We start from the raw sequence: 18,064 nt of genomic DNA on the forward strand, positions 1-18,064 counted from the left end.
CGTCAGCGTGCTTCAGTGAACCCGCCGCGGCGCGTCAGGCCACCACCTTGAAGCGGGATACGCCGGTGCGCAGGCTATTGGCGACGTGCGTCAGATCGTCGATAGCCTGAGTCGACTGGCGCAGCGATTCCGCCGTCTGCTGCGCGGCCTCCGAGAGCTGCGTCAGTGCCTGGGTAATCTGCTCGGCGCCGGTGGCTTGCGTCTGCATGCCTTCGTTGACCATCGAGAAGCGCGGCGCGAGTTGCTGCACCTGCTGGATGATCTGCGTGAGATGGCCGCCCACGTTCTGCACGTCGAGCATGCCGCGCCGGACTTCTTCGGAGAACTTGTCCATGCCCATCACGCCCGCGGCCACCGCCGACTGGATCTCCTTGACCATCTGTTCGATGTCGTAGGTCGCCACGGCGGTTTGATCCGCGAGACGGCGAATCTCGGTCGCCACGACCGCGAAGCCGCGGCCGTATTCGCCGGCCTTTTCTGCTTCGATCGCTGCGTTCAGCGAGAGCAGGTTGGTCTGATCCGCGACCTTGGTGATGGTGGCGACGACCTGGTTGATGTTGCTGGCCTTTTCGTTGAGGATCGCGAGCTTCGCGTTGACTGAGCCGGCCGCTTCCATCACGAGGCGCATGGTGTCTTCCATGCGCGCGAGACCGGCGTGACCGGTGCCGGCGAGTGCGGCTGATTGGCCTGCTACTTCCGAGACCTCGTTCATCGTGCGCAGCAGATCGCGCGAGGTTGCGAAGATTTCGCGCGACGTGGCGCCGATCTCGGTGGTGGTCGCCGCGGTTTCGTTCGCGGTGGCCTGCTGTTCACGCGAGGTCGCAGCGATCTCCGTCACCGACGTGGTGACCTGAACCGCCGACTTCTGCGCCTGGCCGACCAGCGCGGTGAGCTCGTCGGTCATACGGTTAAAGCCCGCTTCGAGCGCGCCGATCTCATCCGCGCGGTTCAGTTGCAGACGTTGCGTGAGGTCGCCCGTGCGCATGACGTCGACGACTTGCAGCACCTTCGCCATCGGCGTGGTGACCGCGCGCAGCAGCCAGTAGCCGGCCAGCACGGCGGCGACGGCGGCAATCAGCAGCGTCACGAGCAGCACGATACGGGTCGTCTCGACCGAGCTGCGGATGCTTTCCGCGGCCTGGTCGGCGTAGGTCTTGTTGTCGTCGACCAGCTTGCGCAACGCGAGGCGGCCCGTTTCCCAGATCGGCGTGAGCTGCGTGCTGGAGATCCGGACGGCGCCCTCTTTCGAGGTCTGCAGGGTGGTCATCAGCGACGCCTGGATAGGCAGGTATTGCGTGTGTTGTTGCCGGAAGTCGTTGAAGAGGTCACGGTCTTCCTGACGGAAGATGGTCGCGCCGTAGTCGTTCAGCAGTTTCTGGAGCGTCTGCTGGGTCTCTTGCAAACGGGTGGTGTCGCGCTTAACGGAATCCGGGTCCGCATCGACATAGATGAGACGCTGCGTGACGGTGTAGTTCTCGAACCAGGCCGCGCGCATCGCGGTCGCGTAGTAGAGACCGGGCATCGAGTCCTGCTGCTGACTCTTCGCGTCGCGGTCGATGCCGCCGAGCTGCTCGAAAGTGACGATTGCCATTGCCAGCATCACGATCAGCACGATCCCGAAGCTGCACAGAATCCGTTGCCGGATGGTCCATTGTTTCACGCGCACGCCCCTTAACTTTTTTGCTTGGGCTCGACGCCCGATGTCGACTTGTGGGTCTCGGGGTCGAAGGATCGGAAAGCTTTGCGGATCGTCGGATTTGTCCGACGGGCCATGCGGCGAATTTTACATTGATCGTGGGAATGGATGGCGGTCGGTGAGGGGGGCCGACCCAGGCGTTACACGCGTAATGCCCGGTTACCAACTGCAGCATCTATTTCCGCGCGCGCCCTACACAATCTGCTCCATGCCTGAACGGCGGGAGAGAAACATGAAAAAGATTGCTGTGGCGTTGTTGATGGTGGGGAGCCTGAGCGTGGCGGGTCAAGCGTCGGCGCATGGCAACGGCGGCGACGTGGTCGGTGCGCTGATCGGCGGTGCCGTGCTGGGCGCGGTGGTGACGTCTGTGCTGAATCCGGCGCCTGTGGTCGCTTACCAGCAGCCGGTCTATGCGCAACCGGTGTATCAGCCGGCGCCCGTGTATGCGGGGCCGCCGCCGGGATACTGCTATGACCAGTACCAGCGTGCGTACGTCGCGTGCGGTGCGCCGCCGCCCGCACAATATGAGGAGTATCCGCAGCAGCCTCAACAGGGCTGGTAAGGGACGTGCGGAGGCGCGCGCAGCTTCGATGCTCGCGCGCACCAGAGAAAAAGGCCGTCGCAGGGTGCGACGGCCTTGTCTTGTTGGGTATCTCTGCTCAGTGCTTGTGATGCAGCCACTCCGCATAATGCGTATCGAGCCAGCGCTCGAGGCGCTCCGGCTTCGTCTTTTGGCGATAGTGGGACGCGGCCCAGATCGCCACGCCGACCACCAGCATCACCAGAGGTCCCAGCAAATAAGCCATTAACGATTCAGACATGGGAGCCTCCGTCCCGACGTGCATCGATGCTTTAGTTTAGACGATGAACGGCGAGATAAAAGGACGCTGTGAAGGGTCGGCTGGCAGCGCGGCGGGATTGACGTGAATGGGATTGCGGGGCGTGGTGCGGGGTGATTGAGAACCTAGTGAAGAAGGTATTTTTCTTTTTCTGGGAAGGTGCTTGCCTCGGGTCATTCTTTCTCTGTGTACCATCAAGTGTACTGTCGGCCAATGGTGAGGTAAGTAGCGGCAAGCGGCCTATTAGCTGCCGCGTTTGCCGCATCTGCCGCACTTAGCCGATCACGCCGTGCCGGCTGTTCTCGATCTGGGCGTCGACAAAATTCGCCCACAGTTGCAAGGTCCGACGCCGTTCCGCGGCGTGCTCAGCGTGATGACCTCCATCCGTGGCGTCCTTGACGGTATGCGCCAGCGCATTCTCAATCACGTCCACAGACTGCCCCATCTCGCGCAAGTGGGTCGCCGTAGTGCGTCGAAAGTCATGTAGGACGAAATGCTCGACGTCGAGCCCGAGCGATTTGACGGCTTGATTGAGCGTGCTCTTCGCGATCGGCCGGTCGTCGCCTCTGACACTCGGGAATACGAAATTCCGGCTGGTTTTCGTGTCCTGAAGCTCGCGAAGCATAGCGACCGCCTGATGCGAGAGATGCACCACATGCTTACGGTCCTTATTCATGCGCTCAGCCGGGATCGTCCATCGTGCTGCGTCAAGGTTGAATTCGGACCAGGCCGCCTCGATGAGGTCCGATTTCCGCACCATCGTCAGCACCAGCAGGTGTAAAGCCAATTTCAGCGGGCGTCGAATGTTCGATGCGTAGATCGCGCGGAGCGTGGCGCCTATTTCGTCAGGATCGAGCACGCGGGTGCGGCTGTCCGGTGTCGCGATGAAGCGTGCCGGGATGAGTTCTGCCGGATTGGTCGTGGCGAGTTGCCGGGCGATCAGATACTCATAGAGCCGCTTGACGGCGTTGCGCGTGTGGAGCGCCATCTTGGGCGAGCCGCGGCTTTTGATCTGATCGCATATCGCGCGGATATCGTCGTCCGTCACGGCTTTGATCGGCTTGGCGCCGATGGCAGGAAGGACGTCTTTTTCGAGTGCGCGCCGCGTGGTGCGCTGATATTCCGCCGACTTGCCGGCCATCTCCGTCGCGAGATAAAGCTCAGCGCCTTCGCGCAGTACCTCTGCCTTGCTTTCCGCACCGCGATCGCGACGCGCCGTCGCCACCGGCGAGACGCCGCTCGCGACCATCTCCGCGTACTTCTGCGCCTTGGCGCGCGCGACCCGCAGCGAAATCATCCGGTAATCGCCGATCGTCACGAGCGGCTGGCGCTTGCCGTTCAGCGAATAGCGGAAGCGCCAGACTTTGGTGCCCGTCGTCATGATTTCGATGACGAGGCCGTTGCCGTCTGCGACGCAATACCGGGTGGCGCGCGGTTCGAGAGCGCGGATCTGCGCTTCGGTGAGCGGGGTGGCTAGTTTTGGCATGGCGGATCGTTTGATACACGGACAGCGGGGATTTTAAACCGGTTGTCTTCTGTGTACCAAAGAAATGTGGGGATTTGGGTCAACAGAAGGCGTTATAGAGGCCTTCAGAAGACTTCGGGAAAAGTCCATATTAGGCATACCGAATAAGGCTTTCGCGAAAAAATGGCCAACCCTTTCTACTTGTCGATGAAAAACCGGCTGAAAATCACGCCGAGTAGGTTGTCCGAACTGAATTCCCCAGTCGAGCGACTGAGACATCAAGCGGTATGAGGCGGCAACTTGCTTGCGGCTATCGATGGACACAGGTAAGGGAACCCGGATTTCGCGCCGTCGAGCTAGGCGCGGTTTGATCGTCAGCCATCAAGGTTGCGTTTCATTTCTTCAGCTTCTTCTGCGCTTGCTCGACCTGCTTGATGCTCGTTTCCGGTGTCGGCAGGCTTTCAGGCATGGTCCCACCAAGCTCCTGGATTGTCTGGCGCACCTTGCTGCCAACCTCGAAGTGCGTCTGGTTAGCGCGCTGCTTACTCCTGATCTCCTCGCGCCGCAGCTTTTCCTCAGTCTGGGTGGCGCGGAATAAATTCGCCGCCAGTTCTGCGCTGCCCATGTGATCGAGAATCTTCTGACTTTTCTTCAGGCCTTTCTTGGCGTGAATTTCTTGGTTGGCAAGTCCACCATATAGGCCCTTGTAGCCATGATCCTGGAAGACGGCGTAGTCGATCGGAGTTTCCACGCCTGCACCCTTTGCGGCGGCCGCCAGGTACTTATTGTGGGCCGCCATCTCGTTGCGAATCGCAAGGCGCTTTTCGTCCTCGCCGAGCTGTGCAAACTTGGCATCGTCCGCGAGTTCCTGACGCCGGGTCTGCACCGCAAAGTAGGTTTGCCCGTTAGCGATAACAGATTTCGACGGATCACCATTCTGTACAATCAGGTAGCAGGCATAGCGGGATAGCGTGTAGTCGGTGATCCCGCGCGTTGCTCCGGATCCAAGGGTGACCATTTTGGTGACCTCACCGAAATGGTCTTGGACGGGGTGGCCCGACCGTCCGCAGGCAATCTTCGCCTTCTCGATCACTTGCACGAAGTTGCGCCAGTCCTGGTAATCGAGCAATGGCGCAAGACTACGCGCGAACCAAAACTCGGAATCGTCTTCGTTGACCTGCTTGATGCTTTCGAAGGTGCGGTGATGCAGCGCTACTATGGGTTTGTTGTTCAACACAGATGACTCCAGAGCCAACTTGGTAGACGATGGCTGGCCGAACTAGGCCGACACTTGCGGAAGATTGTACTGTGTTTTTATACAGGTACTGGAGTGGTGCAAGTGTCGTCGTGCAGCACAAAGTGCCGGACTTGCGGATACTTGATGCGTACACAGCGCGTAGCGCCCGGTCGATTTGCTCGCACGATAACGCTGCGCTGCGACGAAGCGGGTGACAACCTCTGGCGACGCGCTTACGAACGTTGGTCGTTGCCTGGCAATTGCTATTTGCCAATACAAAACCGGCTGAAAATCACTCCGAGCAGGTCATCGGAGCTAAATTCACCAGTGATCGAGTTCAGCTGATCCTGCGCGAGACGCAGTTCTTCGGCGAACAGGTCGAGCGCTTGAGAGTTCTGATCGGCGTGCGCCGCCGCCGTCGCCAGATGCTCCTGAGCCGCGCGCAGCGCAATCAGATGCCGCTCGCGCGCGAGGTAGACGCTCTCCGCGCCGGCCTGCCAGCCGGCGATTCGCAGCAATTCTTCACGCAGCAACGCTACGCCATCGCCCCGTTTCGCCGACAGCCCCACTTCGCTGAGTTCGAGATCCGCGTCGAGCGGCGTCACCGATGGCGCGAGCCCCGTCAGATCCGTCTTGTTCAGCACGCGCACCACCGGCACGCCGCTCGGGAAACGCGCAGCGATCGTTTCGTCTTCGGCGGTCATGCCGGTGCGTGCATCGAGCAGATGCAGCACGACATCCGCGCGTTCGATTTCGCTCCACGTGCGCGCAATGCCGATCTTCTCCACCTCGTCTTCGGTATCGCGCAGGCCGGCCGTGTCGATCACGTGCAGCGGAATGCCTTCGATCTGGATGGTCTGCGCAACCTTGTCGCGTGTCGTGCCGGCGATCGGAGTGACGATGGCCAACTCGGCGCCGGCCAGCGCGTTCAGCAGCGACGACTTGCCGACGTTCGGCTGCCCAGCCAGCACCACCGACAAACCCTCACGCAGCAACGCGCCCTGGCGCGCTTCGCTCAACACGTGCACGAGGCGCTCGCGGATCCGCGTGAGCTTGCCGCGGGCGTCGGCGGCTTCGAGAAAGTCGATTTCTTCTTCCGGGAAATCGAGCGTCGCTTCGACCAGCATCCGCAGCGTGATGACCTCTTCAACCAAAGCATGAATGTCGCGCGAAAACGCGCCGTCGAGCGAGCGGCCCGCCGAGCGTGCGGCCGCCTCGGTGCTGGCCTCGATCAGATCGGCGACGGCTTCCGCTTGCGCCAGATCCAGCTTGTCGTTGAGAAACGCGCGCCGCGTGAATTCGCCCGGCTCGGCCAGACGCAGACCGAACGCACGACCGGCGTCGATGCACCGCTGCAGCACCAGTTGCAGCACGACCGGACCGCCGTGGCCCTGCAACTCGAGCACGTGTTCGCCGGTGTAGGAGTGCGGCGCGGGAAAGTACAGTGCGATGCCGCGATCGAGCGCGCTGCCGGCGTCATCGAGGAACGGCACATAGCTCGCGTGACGCAGCGCGAGTGCCTGGCCAGTGAGCGCTTGCATCAACGGCTGTGCGGCGGCTTCCCCGGCGCGGCCGAACGAAATCCGCACGACCCCGATTCCGCCTCGGCCGGGTGCGGTGGCAATGGCGACGATCGGATCGGAATCGGTGGCGAGCATGGGAACGAGGCTGTCAGAAGGGATTGAATGCGCATGAGTAAGCGCCGGGCATTGTAACGCGGGCATCCACCGGCTCTGGACTTGGCCCGATTCCTAACGCAGCCCGATTTTCATAAGACAAATGAGGATTTATCTCACACAAGCTAAGATAGCCTAAGACACATTTGCGACAGATGGACGCGCCAGAATGCCTAGAACGCACGCTGTACAAGGAAAAGACGGAATTCTATAAAATCGTGAAACGCGTTATTAGCTGGTGATTTCAGGCTAAAAATAGCTCATTTAAGCAATAAAATAGCGCGTTTGGTTGTCCACTGATTATGCGCCGAATTGCACAATCGGGCCCATGCCGACCTCCAAAGAAAAAGCAGCTTTCGCCAAACGGCTGAAAGACTCACTCCCCAAAGAAATTAAGGGTGGGACCGATTTAGCCAGGGAATTCAATCTGCTTTATAGCAGTGGCCCTGCCGTCTCACCACAAACCGCGCACAAATGGCTCGCGGGTACGACGATTCCAAAGCGCGACAAGTTGCAGGTTTTAGCGACGTGGCTGCAAAAGGACGTTCACTGGTTGCACTACGGGCCGACGCCCTCCGGCAAGGCTAAGCCGCTTGGTCGTGGCGAGAAATATCCAATGACGCCGGAAACGATTGAGCTGGTGACGAAGATGGCTAACCGCTTCGTGGGTTTGTCGCCGAAGCAGCGCAATCTGGTGGAAGAACTGATGACGGAGTTTGACGGCGGCACGCAACATGAAACTGACGCCGCGCCTGAAGACGCATCGACAACGACATCGAAAGATAAAGGCCAATCGACCGAGTCATAAAAAAAGCCGCCCGGTGTAAAACCGGGCGGCTTTTTTACAGCCAACTTCTGCCTGTCAGTCAGCGGGCGCTACCACCCGCTTCAGACAAGACATCAATCAGGCCGCTTTCGTCTTCGCCTGCCCCATCATCCGCGTGATGTAGTACTGCTGGGCGATCGACAGAACGTTGTTCACCACGTAGTACAGCACCAGACCGGCCGGGAAGAAGAAGAACATGACCGAGAACGCGATCGGCATGAACATCATCATTTTGGCTTGAACCGGGTCCGGCGGCGTCGGGTTCAGCTTGGTCTGCAGGAACATCGAGACGGCCATCAGCACCGGCAGGATGAAGAACGGGTCTTGCTGCGACAGATCGTGAATCCAGAGAATCCACGGCGCGCCGCGCATTTCAACCGACGACAGCAGCACCCAGTACAGCGAGATGAACACCGGAATCTGAATCACGACCGGCAGACAGCCGCCGAACGGATTGACCTTCTCGGTCTTGTACAACTCCATCAGCGCCGAATTCATCTTCTGCGGATCGCCCTTGAAGCGTTCGCGCAGGGCTTGCATACGCGGCGTGATCGCCTTCATGCGCGCCATCGACTTGTAGCTCGCGGCCGACAGCGGGAAGAACACGGCCTTGATCAGCAGCGTGAGCAGCACGATCGACCAGCCCCAGTTGCCGACATAGCTGTGGATCTTCTCGAGCAGCCAGAACAGCGGCTTCGCGATGATCGTGACCCAGCCATAGTCCTTCACCAGTTCCAGACCCGGGGCGATGCCTTCGAGCATGCGCTCTTCTTCCGGACCGGCAAACAGGCGTGCGGACACATCAACCGACTGGCCCGGGGCGATAGTCGCCACCGGTTGCTTCACGCCAACGCGATACAGCGTCGGATCGATCTTCTCGACATAGATGTCGCGCTTCGCACCTTGCTGCGGAATCCATGCCGACGCGAAGTAATGCTGCACCATCGCGATCCAGCCGTTGTCGGCCGAATTGACGAAGTCTTCCTTGTTCTTGTCGATGTCGCTGAACGTCATCTTCTGGAAGTGGTGCTGCTCGGTGAAGACAGCCGGTCCGATGAACGTGTGCGAGAAGCGCGGCGTTTCCACCGGCGTGTCGTCGCGCACCAATTCCATATAGACCGACGGCGTGACCGGCGCGGTCCCGACGTTCTCGATCTTCGTGTCGACGCCGATCACATAGCTGCCGCGCGTGAACGTGTAGGTCTTGATGACCTTCACGCCACCCTTGACCGGCGACTCGAGGCTGAGCTGGAACGACTTGGCGTCGCCCGTCAGATCGTGCGGCTGGTTCGGCACCGGCGTGAAGATGTCGGTGTGGTTCGGGAAATCGCCGCCGAGCAGACCGGTGCGCGCCAGATACGTATGGTTCGCGGTACGGTCGAACAGGGTGATGACCAGATCGGGCGTCTTGCCGTCGCCTTGCTTGACGAGCGACAGCTTCGACAGCGTGCCGCCGCGGGTGTCGATCTCGCCGTTATAAACGTCGGTGCTGAAGCTGATCAGCTGGCCCTGAGCCGCGGCAGCCGGCGCAGTGCCCGGCGCAGCAGCGTTGGTGGCCGGCAGATCGGCGGATTGGGTTCCCGGCGTCGTGGTTCCCGGTGCGGCGCTACCGACGGTTTTGGTCGGGTTGGCGCTCGGGAAGAACATCGACGGGCGTCCGTGGTCGCGTTGCCAGTTGTCGAACAGCATGACCGCTGACATGAAAAAGATGACCCATAGGACGGTGCGTTTGATATCCATGCGTTGTCTCAGTGTCGATGGAACGGCGCGTCAGCGCTTTTCAGAAGTGGGAGGCGGGACGAGATCGATGCCGCCCGCGGAAAACGGGTGGCAGCGGCAAATACGCCTGGCGGCGAGATAAGTCCCGCGCGCGGCGCCATGATACTGGATTGCTTCGCGCGCGTAATCAGAGCAGGAAGGGTAAAAACGGCACCGGTTGCCGAGCATGGGGCTGACGGCAACCTTGTAGAAACGCAATAAAGCGATGAGTACCGTTTGCATGACTGGTGCGGCCTAACGGCGCCGCGCAACGTGGAGTACCGGGCGACGCCCGCGCAGCCTGGCTGCCCGAGCTACTTTGGCGGCCTGTACTGCAAAGCGGGCAGTCACTTGAGCGTCATTCCGTCTTGGGCGCTTCCGCGGGCGGCGCCTCGCGACGGACAATTTCGCGCGCTGCTTTATCGAGCAGCGTCTCTATTTCGCTGCGGCACAGCGCCCTCAACGGCGACGACGAGGCGCTCGGCAAAGCTTTCTTGTCGAAGCGCGTGTGCAGACGCAACAGCACATCCCAACCGCCGAATTCCGCGCGACGCAGCCGGAAGGCTTCACGCGCGAGTCGACGTACCAGATTACGCGTGGCCGCGCGCGGCGCATACTTCTTGCCGATCACGAGACCTAAGCGAGCGTCGTTACCGGTGGGCCGGCCGTACACCACGAAGTGCGCGGTGCGGCGCCACGGGCGCAAACGAAAAACGGATGAAAATTCATCCGTTTTCAGTAGCCTTGCGGCTTTGGGGAAGGCGGCTTGCGCTCGCAACGGAATCGAGCCCAGTTGCGGCGCCCCAGCCGCTCCCGCTTCACCGCGGGCTTCGCCTGTAGGCACTGACAGAGCGCGCAATCCGCTCGCCAACCTTAGATGGCGAGGCGCTTGCGGCCCTTCGCGCGACGTGCGTTGATGACCTTGCGGCCACCTGCGGTCTTCATGCGAACGCGGAAGCCGTGGGTGCGCTTGCGACGGGTAACGGAAGGTTGGTAAGTACGTTTCATGTTGCTCTCACTTGATCGACTGATCGAAAATTAACCGCACGATCATCGCTGAAGCGGCAATGGCCGGAGGTTTACAGAATTGGTTTTCGCGGAACCCGCTATTTAAACCGGTTTTCTTTTGGCCGTCAATAGTTTAGCCTGGTTCGGCCTGGTCCCAGGAAGACTTCGCCGGATGATCAGTCCCTGTGGATAACTCCCTTTCGCCGACGTTTTGGCGGTAGAATCTCGCCTTACTTCCCAAAAATTCTGCACGCCGCTCCGGCTCGCTTGCCCCGCAAACCCTTGTGGCACAAGCGCCTGGAGCCATTGCGCCTGGTTCGGCCTAGCTGCTCAGGGCCTTGTTGCGTACGCGCGACAGGGGCAGCGGCGAACCGCCGTGCACATCATAACGACAGCAACTCGATGAACGATTTCTGGCAACACTGTTCCGCATTGCTGGAGCGCGAGCTAACGCCCCAGCAGTACGTGACGTGGATCAAACCGTTGGCCCCGGTCGCCTTCGACGCCGCTGCGAACACGCTTAGCATCGCTGCGCCGAACCGCTTCAAGCTCGACTGGGTCAAGAGCCAGTTCTCCGGCCGCATCGCGGATATGGCCCGCGATTTCTGGCACGCTCCGGTCGACGTGCAATTTGTGCTGGACCCGAAAGCAGGCATGCGCGCCCCTGCGGCGACGTCGTCGCCGGCTCCGTCGCGGCCGTCTTCCGCACCTGGCGCAATGGGCGGCGGCCATTCGTCCGGTGCAAACGGCGGTGGGGCCGCCGTGGACGCAGCCGTCGGCGCCGTACAAGCGTCGCAAGCCGCGCGCGCCAATGGCGCGAACAGTGCGATGGCGACCCTCAATGCGAATGCACGCGCTGCGGCTGACCACAACGCGAACGCACGCGCGGTCGCTGAGGACGCCGCCGACCTCGATCTCCCCAGCCTCGACGCGAACGAAGCCGCCGCCGCCCGCCGCACGTGGCGCCCGGGCCAAAGCGCGAGCTCGAACGGCAACGGCGACAACGACTCGATGTACGAGCGCTCGAAGCTCAACCCCGTGCTGACCTTCGACAACTTCGTGACCGGTAAGGCCAACCAGTTGGCGCGGGCCGCGGCGATTCAGGTCGCGGACAACCCCGGCATCTCGTACAACCCGCTGTTTCTGTACGGCGGCGTGGGCCTGGGCAAGACCCACCTGATCCACGCGATCGGCAACCAGCTTCTAATGGACAAAGCTGGAGCGCGGATTCGCTACATCCACGCGGAGCAGTATGTGTCCGACGTGGTGAAGGCCTACCAGCGTAAGGCGTTCGACGACTTCAAGCGCTACTACCACTCGCTCGACCTGCTGCTGATCGACGATATTCAATTTTTCTCAGGCAAGTCGCGTACACAAGAGGAATTCTTCTACGCGTTCGAGGCGCTGGTCGCGAACAAGGCGCAGGTGATCATCACCAGCGACACGTATCCGAAGGAAATCTCCGGTATCGACGACCGCCTGATCTCGCGCTTCGACTCCGGCCTGACGGTGGCGATCGAGCCGCCCGAGCTGGAAATGCGCGTCGCGATTCTGATGCGCAAGGCGCAATCCGAGTTCGTGAGCCTGAATGAAGACGTCGCATTCTTCGTCGCCAAGCATCTGCGTTCGAACGTCCGTGAACTGGAAGGCGCGCTGCGCAAGATCCTCGCGTATTCGAAGTTCCACGGCCGCGAAATCACGATCGAAGTGACGAAAGAAGCGCTGAAAGACCTGTTGACGGTGCAAAACCGGCAGATTTCGGTGGAAAACATCCAGAAGACCACGGCTGACTTTTACAGCATCAAGGTCGCGGACATGTATTCGAAGAAGCGTCCGGCGAACATCGCGCGGCCGCGGCAGATCGCGATGTATCTGGCGAAGGAGCTGACGCAGAAGAGTTTGCCGGAAATCGGCGAGCTGTTTGGCGGGCGCGACCACACCACCGTGCTGCACGCGGTGCGCAAGATCGCCGCCGAGCGCGGCACGGACGCGCAGCTGAACCACGAACTGCACGTGCTGGAGCAAACGCTGAAAGGTTAAGCAGGTCGGGCGGGAAATTCGACCTGTTTATTTCCAAACTCGCCCCCATTTTAGTGGAGCGGTTCCGTTTTCAGGCACAATACAGGTTTAACCGCCCGGCGGCCGCGGGCGGAATTCACGCCGTGACAGGCGCTGCGTGGCGCCGGCGGGGAGCCGCGGTTGCGCGCTGTAAGGCTGGCAAGTCAGGCGCGCAGGCCGTTATATCAACGAAGGAACTCTATGCAACTGGTCAAGACCGAACGCGATAACCTCCTCAGGCCGCTGCAAACCGTGAGCGGCATCGTCGAACGCCGCCATACGTTGCCGATCCTCGCCAATTTGCTGATTACCAAGAACGGCCCTGAAGTGTCGTTCCTGTCGACCGACCTCGAGTTGCAGATCACCACGCGTGCCGATTTTGGCGTGGGCGGCGATTCGGTCGCGACCACGGTGGCAGCAAGAAAGCTCCTCGACATTCTGCGCGCCATGCCCGACGGGCAGGTCACGCTCACGCTGAACGACAAGCGTTTGACCGTGCAATCCGGCAAGAGCCGCTTTGCGCTGCAAACCCTGGCGGCCGACGAGTTCCCGACCGTCGCTCAGGCTAAAGACTACGGCGCGAACCTGGTGGTTCCCCAGAAAACGTTCCGCCAGTTGCTCGGCATGGTCCATTTTTCGATGGCCCAGCAGGACATCCGCTACTACCTGAACGGCATGCTGCTGGTGGTAGATGGCGACCAACTGATGGCGGTCGCAACCGACGGCCACCGTCTGGCGTTCTCGTCGATGAAGATCGAAGGCTCGTTCGCGCGTCAGGAAGTGATCATTCCGCGTAAGACGATTCTGGAACTGCAGCGTCTGCTGGAAGACATCGACGACACGCTGAAGATCGACATCGCGCCGACGCAAGTGAAGTTCACCTTCGGCCAGGTCGAACTCGTGTCGAAGCTGGTGGAAGGCAAATTCCCCGACTTCCAGCGCGTGATTCCGAAGTCGCACAAGAATCAGTTCGTGATCGGCCGTGAAGAACTGCAGCGCTCGCTGCAACGCGCCGCGATTCTGACGTCGGACAAATTCAAGGGCGTGCGCTGCATTATCGAGCCGGGCCAGTTGAAGATCATGTCGACCAACGCCGATCAGGAAGAGGCGCAGGAAGAACTGGAAATCGCGTACGACGGCGACAGCGTCGATATCGGGTTCAACGTCACGTATCTGCTCGACGTGCTCGCGAACCTGAAGGTCGATATGTTGCAAGTGAGCCTTGGCGACGCCAGCTCCAGCGCGTTGATCACGATTCCCGAGAACGACGAATTCAAATACGTCGTGATGCCGATGCGCATCTAACGCGTCCAAAACCAAAGAACACACCAAGGGGCGCAGCGCCCCTTTGGCGTTTTTATGGTGTTTTGAAAAGTCCCGAGCAGCAACCTTGCAGTAACGCAGAACCGGAAAAAATCCATGACTGAAACGAACAATTCGCAACCCGATAACAGCTACGGCGCCTCCTCGATTCAGATCCTCGAAGGTCTGGAGGCGGTGCGCAAGCGGCCGGGGATGTACATCGGGGATACGTCAGACGGGACCGGTTTGCATCACCTCGTATTCGAAGTGCTGGACAACTCCATCGACGAAGCGTTGGCGGGGCATTGCAACGATATCCAGGTGATCATTCACGCGGACAACTCGATCTCGATCACCGACAACGGCCGCGGTGTGCCGACCGGCCTGAAGATGGACGACAAGCACGATCCGAAGCGCAGCGCCGCTGAAATCGTGATGACCGAACTGCACGCCGGCGGCAAGTTCGACCAGAACAGCTACAAGGTGTCCGGCGGCCTGCACGGCGTGGGCGTCTCGTGCGTGAACGCGCTCTCCGCGTGGCTGCGCCTGACCATTCGCCGCGACGGCAAGAAGCACTTCATGGAATTCCACCGTGGCGTGCCGCAGAACCGCGTGATCGAAGAGATCGACGGCGTGGCTGTCTCGCCGATTCAGCTGATTGGCGACACCGAAAACCGCGGCACCGAAGTGCACTTCCTGGCTGACGAGACGATCTTCGGCAATGTCGAATATCACTACGACATTCTGGCCAAGCGGATTCGCGAACTGTCGTTCCTGAATAACGGCGTGCGGATCAAGCTGACCGACCAGCGCACGGGCAAGGAAGAAGATTTCGCGTTCGTGGGTGGCGTGAAGGGTTTTGTTGAGTACATCAACAAGAACAAGGCCGTGCTGCACCCGAACATTTTCCACATCAGCGGCGAGAAAGACGGCGTGGGCGTGGAAGTGGCGATGCAGTGGAACGACAGCTACAACGAAAACGTGCTGTGCTTCACGAACAACATTCCGCAGCGCGACGGCGGCACCCACCTGACCGGGTTGCGTGCGGCGATGACGCGCGTGTTGAACAAGTACATCACCGATCACGAAGTCGCGAAGAAAGCGAAGGTCGAGACGGCCGGCGACGACATGCGCGAAGGGCTCTCGTGCGTGCTGTCGGTGAAGGTGCCGGAGCCGAAGTTCAGCGCGCAGACCAAGGACAAGCTGGTGTCGTCGGAAGTGCGCGCGCCGGTGGAGGATGTGGTCGCGAAGGCGCTCGAAGAATTCCTGCTGGAAACGCCGAACGACGCGAAGATCATTTGCGGCAAGATCGTTGACGCCGCTCGGGCGCGGGATGCGGCTCGCAAGGCGCGTGAAATGACGCGTCGTAAGGGCGTCCTGGATGGCGTGGGTCTGCCGGGCAAGCTGGCGGATTGCCAGGAGAAGGACCCGGCGAAGTCGGAAATTTATATCGTCGAGGGCGACTCGGCAGGCGGCTCGGCAAAGCAGGGGCGTGACCGGAAGTTTCAGGCGATCTTGCCGCTGCGCGGCAAGGTGCTCAACGTGGAGAAGGCGCGCTATGACAAGCTGCTTTCTTCGGAGCAGATTGTGACGCTGATTACGGCGCTGGGTTGCGGGATCGGCAAGGAAGACTACAACCTCGACAAGCTGCGTTATCACCGCATCATCATCATGACCGATGCTGACGTGGACGGCGCGCACATCCGCACGCTGCTGCTGACGTTCTTCTATCGTCAGATGCCGGACATGATCGAGCGTGGGTATATCTATATCGCGCAGCCGCCGCTGTTCAAGATCAAGGCGGGTAAGGATGAGCGTTATTTGAAGGATGAGGCTGAGGTTAATGCTCACATTCTGAAGCTGGCGTTGCAGGGGTCGGAGTTGTTGGCTTCGGAAGGGGCTACGCCTATCACCGGCGATGCACTCGGGGAGTTGGCACGGGCTTATTTGTTGGCGCAAGCTGTGGTGAATCGTCTGAGCCGGTTGTATGACGCTGGGGCGCTTGAGGCTGTGATGGATGGGGTTGTTATCGACCTTTCCAGCGAGGAAGCGGCTGCGGTGTCGGCGGCGGCGCTTGAGGCTAAGTTGCGCGATGATGCGTTGAAGCCTGAGGTCAAGGTCACGACGATGTATGACCCGGTGCGTGAGCTGCGCTCGCTGCGCGTCGCTCGGACTCATCATGGCAACCAGAAGATTTCTGTGCTGGATCAGGATTTTCAGCTCACTGCTGATTACCAACAGCTGATCAATACCGCTAATACGTTTAAGGGGTTGATTGGGGCCGGTGCTGTCATTAAACGTGGCGAGCGGAGTATGGCTGTTACCGACTTCAAGAGCGCTATGAAGTGGTTGCTGGCTGATGCTGAACGCAATATTTCCAAGCAGCGCTATAAGGGTCTCGGTGAGATGAACCCTGGGCAGCTTTGGGAGACGACGATGGATCCGACTGTGCGTCGTTTGCTTCGTGTGCAGATTGAGGATGCTATCGCGGCTGATGGCATCTTTACGACGCTCATGGGGGATGATGTGGAGCCGCGTCGGGCTTTCATTGAGTCGAATGCGTTGAGGGCGGGGAATATTGATGTTTGAAGATGTCGTGTCGGGTGCCACAGAAAGTGAAAACTGTGCCAGGTAAGTGAAAAACTGCTGCCACAGATAGTGAAAAAATCGGGCGAGTTTTCGTGAGCCTTGGTACTCGCTGAGTGACACCGTGATCGAGTTAAGTGGCCGCACACGCGGACGTCAGTTATTGCTACTGGCAGACGGGGCGAAAGGTCAAGCAAGAGCGGGAATCTTTTAATCCGTAGCGCGACTGTTCCAGTCATCCGCGCCCTACCAAGAAGTTAAAAGGGTTACAAGCGATTCGCTTGTAACCCTTTTTTGTTTTGCGGACTCACCTTAACCACGATGCACCGACTTGCCGAATGTTAGGTTTGAGTAGACTACATAGTAGTACTAATGACATTGTACGAAACGTCGGCGCCTTCGGGTTGCGTCTTCCATTGTGTTCCAAGCGCAATCACGCGACGCGAAGGCTGGCGTCGTTGTCGGGAAGCTTCGATACCGTTCGGTATGCCAACCTTAAGGATCCTGTTGAGCGGAGAGGGATAGGCCGGACATCCGCCGCAGGAGGCTCGATTTCCGCTTCGTTGCGAAGCGGACGGCGACTGTTGCTCTATAACGCCTTAGCACCGACATATCCTCGAAAGACCTGAAAGTATGACCTCCTCTCTGCCTAAGACTTTCGCCACACTGCTTCAGTATGGACTTCCCAACGACTTTGCTAAGAGGGTGCATGACGCAGGCCTCACAGTGACCAAGGCGCGCGCACTTAGCATTACGGATCTGATTTCAAAGTACGGCCTTTCCCCTTCTGAGGCGAAGTTACTAACCGAAAGCGTACGACGTCAACCGATTGACCCCGATGTCGTAAATCTGTTGCTTCAGCGAAGCAATTTTCTATGTAATGTCTGCAAGGGAGACAAGGGCGTCTCATATATCCTTCACCACATCGTGGAATATGAGCAGACACAGGACAACACCTATGACAATCTGGTGGTCCTGTGTCCGAACGATCATGACTTGGCGCATCAACGTGGCTTGACCCTACGCATTACGGTTGATCAGTTGCGCCAAGCGAAAGAGGATTGGGAGCACCAAGTCAAGGTCGCAAACGCCCAGCGTGCTGCGCAGAAGAAAGACATAAACGACGATGCCATCGATTACGGACACGTCTGTCAGGTAGCCGGTAATCCGTCAGCTCGGCAGTCCGTCGAAATTCTGCCGCAGTTGCAAGAGAAGTATCCGCAATACCTACGCCCCGAGATGACCTCTGTCCAGTTCGTCCAGTCCCAAGACCGGTGCCACCTTGAAATTACAACGGCCGACCGGGTCCGTGACTACCTAGTTGACGAAACAAGCAAGCGCACCGACTTGACTTTCGTCTCAGGCGGTTCGGAGCGTTTTTCAGCCCCGGCAGTCCGATCACCGAGAATGTACGCCGCTTCATCTCGGAGTTCGATGAGGTGTCGATCATTCACTGCACCGACTTGTTCACCAACGAGGCGGCGACCCGGATCGACGAACTTTGGCGGCGGTGCAGCGTTGTCCCGGGTAGCCTGTAGTGGGCGTGGTGTAGCGGCGGAGGGTTGCCGAATCGGGCTATGAAGGTGGGCGGCTTCGGCCGCTAGGTAACTGCT

15 protein-coding genes are annotated in these 18,064 nt (G+C 59.8%); 6 read left to right on the top strand and 9 right to left on the bottom strand.

What is annotated here, in order from left to right:
• Positions 1-34 precede the first annotated feature (34 nt).
• Entirely contained in the window at positions 35-1,660 is a 1,626-nt protein-coding gene (locus FSO04_RS05865; RefSeq protein ID WP_168435577.1) for a methyl-accepting chemotaxis protein, read from the bottom strand.
• Between the two features lie 268 nt (positions 1,661-1,928).
• On the opposite strand from FSO04_RS05865, the gene FSO04_RS05870 reads away from it, so the two are divergent.
• On the top strand, positions 1,929-2,258 hold the full coding sequence (locus tag FSO04_RS05870) for an ecotin precursor (RefSeq protein ID WP_154558783.1): 330 nt from the start codon (positions 1,929-1,931) through the stop codon (positions 2,256-2,258).
• 97 nt (positions 2,259-2,355) lie between these two features.
• On the opposite strand, the gene FSO04_RS46270 is transcribed toward FSO04_RS05870, so the two are convergent.
• The 4 genes from FSO04_RS46270 to mnmE form a co-directional block, all read right to left on the bottom strand.
• Positions 2,356-2,517 carry a hypothetical protein gene (locus tag FSO04_RS46270; RefSeq protein ID WP_166618149.1) on the bottom strand — a complete coding sequence of 54 codons (162 nt, stop codon included), beginning with the start codon at positions 2,515-2,517 and terminating at the stop codon, positions 2,356-2,358.
• Positions 2,518-2,809: 292 nt separating this feature from the next.
• Positions 2,810-4,021, bottom strand: a complete 1,212-nt coding sequence (locus tag FSO04_RS05875; protein WP_154558784.1) for a tyrosine-type recombinase/integrase — start codon at positions 4,019-4,021, stop codon at positions 2,810-2,812.
• A gap of 373 nt (positions 4,022-4,394) precedes the next feature.
• Positions 4,395-5,237: a DNA damage-inducible protein D gene (gene dinD, locus FSO04_RS05880; RefSeq protein ID WP_233464753.1), complete on the bottom strand. Its 843-nt coding sequence runs from the start codon at positions 5,235-5,237 to the stop codon at positions 4,395-4,397.
• Positions 5,238-5,500: 263 nt separating this feature from the next.
• On the bottom strand, positions 5,501-6,895 hold the full coding sequence (mnmE, locus tag FSO04_RS05885; RefSeq protein WP_154558785.1) for a tRNA uridine-5-carboxymethylaminomethyl(34) synthesis GTPase MnmE: 1,395 nt from the start codon (positions 6,893-6,895) through the stop codon (positions 5,501-5,503).
• A 346-nt stretch (positions 6,896-7,241) separates the two neighbouring features.
• Here mnmE and FSO04_RS05890 point away from each other — a divergent pair, with 346 nt between their 5' ends.
• Positions 7,242-7,721: an XRE family transcriptional regulator gene (locus FSO04_RS05890; protein WP_233464754.1), complete on the top strand. Its 480-nt coding sequence runs from the start codon at positions 7,242-7,244 to the stop codon at positions 7,719-7,721.
• Between the two features lie 96 nt (positions 7,722-7,817).
• Here the strand turns inward: FSO04_RS05890 and yidC are convergent, their stop codons facing one another.
• From yidC to rpmH, 4 genes are all read right to left on the bottom strand, one after another.
• Positions 7,818-9,479 carry a membrane protein insertase YidC gene (gene yidC, locus FSO04_RS05895; RefSeq protein ID WP_154558786.1) on the bottom strand — a complete coding sequence of 554 codons (1,662 nt, stop codon included), beginning with the start codon at positions 9,477-9,479 and terminating at the stop codon, positions 7,818-7,820.
• A 30-nt stretch (positions 9,480-9,509) separates the two neighbouring features.
• Positions 9,510-9,740: a membrane protein insertion efficiency factor YidD gene (gene yidD / locus FSO04_RS05900; protein WP_007180115.1), complete on the bottom strand. Its 231-nt coding sequence runs from the start codon at positions 9,738-9,740 to the stop codon at positions 9,510-9,512.
• Between the two features lie 115 nt (positions 9,741-9,855).
• Positions 9,856-10,356 carry a ribonuclease P protein component gene (gene rnpA, locus FSO04_RS05905; protein WP_154558787.1) on the bottom strand — a complete coding sequence of 167 codons (501 nt, stop codon included), beginning with the start codon at positions 10,354-10,356 and terminating at the stop codon, positions 9,856-9,858.
• A 14-nt stretch (positions 10,357-10,370) separates the two neighbouring features.
• On the bottom strand, positions 10,371-10,505 hold the full coding sequence (gene rpmH, locus FSO04_RS05910; protein ID WP_004198824.1) for a 50S ribosomal protein L34: 135 nt from the start codon (positions 10,503-10,505) through the stop codon (positions 10,371-10,373).
• 402 nt (positions 10,506-10,907) lie between these two features.
• On the opposite strand from rpmH, the gene dnaA reads away from it, so the two are divergent.
• From dnaA to FSO04_RS48700, 4 genes are all read left to right on the top strand, one after another.
• The gene (gene dnaA / locus FSO04_RS05915; RefSeq protein ID WP_216674115.1) at positions 10,908-12,545 is read left to right on the top strand and encodes a chromosomal replication initiator protein DnaA; all 1,638 of its coding nucleotides are present in this window, start codon (positions 10,908-10,910) and stop codon (positions 12,543-12,545) included.
• A 219-nt stretch (positions 12,546-12,764) separates the two neighbouring features.
• Complete coding sequence (gene dnaN / locus FSO04_RS05920) at positions 12,765-13,868, top strand: DNA polymerase III subunit beta (protein ID WP_054037057.1); 1,104 nt, start codon at positions 12,765-12,767, stop codon at positions 13,866-13,868.
• Between the two features lie 114 nt (positions 13,869-13,982).
• Positions 13,983-16,454 carry a DNA topoisomerase (ATP-hydrolyzing) subunit B gene (gyrB, locus tag FSO04_RS05925; RefSeq protein WP_154558788.1) on the top strand — a complete coding sequence of 824 codons (2,472 nt, stop codon included), beginning with the start codon at positions 13,983-13,985 and terminating at the stop codon, positions 16,452-16,454.
• A gap of 630 nt (positions 16,455-17,084) precedes the next feature.
• Positions 17,085-18,032 carry an HNH endonuclease signature motif containing protein gene (locus FSO04_RS48700; protein WP_154558789.1) on the top strand — a complete coding sequence of 316 codons (948 nt, stop codon included), beginning with the start codon at positions 17,085-17,087 and terminating at the stop codon, positions 18,030-18,032.
• The last annotated feature ends 32 nt before the right edge of the window (positions 18,033-18,064 follow it).

The organism is Paraburkholderia madseniana, assembly GCF_009690905.1.
Classification (GTDB): domain Bacteria; phylum Pseudomonadota; class Gammaproteobacteria; order Burkholderiales; family Burkholderiaceae; genus Paraburkholderia; species Paraburkholderia madseniana.

Excerpts from the sequence above, each read along its gene's own strand:
- FSO04_RS05870 (WP_154558783.1), top strand. The coding sequence starts at position 1,929 with ATGAAAAAGATTGCTGTGGCGTTGTTGATGGTGGGGAGCCTGAGCGTG.
- FSO04_RS46270 (WP_166618149.1), bottom strand. The coding sequence starts at position 2,517 with ATGTCTGAATCGTTAATGGCTTATTTGCTGGGACCTCTGGTGATGCTG.
- FSO04_RS05875 (WP_154558784.1), bottom strand. The coding sequence starts at position 4,021 with ATGCCAAAACTAGCCACCCCGCTCACCGAAGCGCAGATCCGCGCTCTC.
- mnmE (WP_154558785.1), bottom strand. The coding sequence starts at position 6,895 with ATGCTCGCCACCGATTCCGATCCGATCGTCGCCATTGCCACCGCACCC.
- FSO04_RS05890 (WP_233464754.1), top strand. The coding sequence starts at position 7,242 with ATGCCGACCTCCAAAGAAAAAGCAGCTTTCGCCAAACGGCTGAAAGAC.
- yidC (WP_154558786.1), bottom strand. The coding sequence starts at position 9,479 with ATGGATATCAAACGCACCGTCCTATGGGTCATCTTTTTCATGTCAGCG.
- yidD (WP_007180115.1), bottom strand. The coding sequence starts at position 9,740 with ATGCAAACGGTACTCATCGCTTTATTGCGTTTCTACAAGGTTGCCGTC.
- rpmH (WP_004198824.1), bottom strand. The coding sequence starts at position 10,505 with ATGAAACGTACTTACCAACCTTCCGTTACCCGTCGCAAGCGCACCCAC.
- dnaA (WP_216674115.1), top strand. The coding sequence starts at position 10,908 with ATGAACGATTTCTGGCAACACTGTTCCGCATTGCTGGAGCGCGAGCTA.
- dnaN (WP_054037057.1), top strand. The coding sequence starts at position 12,765 with ATGCAACTGGTCAAGACCGAACGCGATAACCTCCTCAGGCCGCTGCAA.
- gyrB (WP_154558788.1), top strand. The coding sequence starts at position 13,983 with ATGACTGAAACGAACAATTCGCAACCCGATAACAGCTACGGCGCCTCC.
- FSO04_RS48700 (WP_154558789.1), top strand. The coding sequence starts at position 17,085 with ATGACCTCCTCTCTGCCTAAGACTTTCGCCACACTGCTTCAGTATGGA.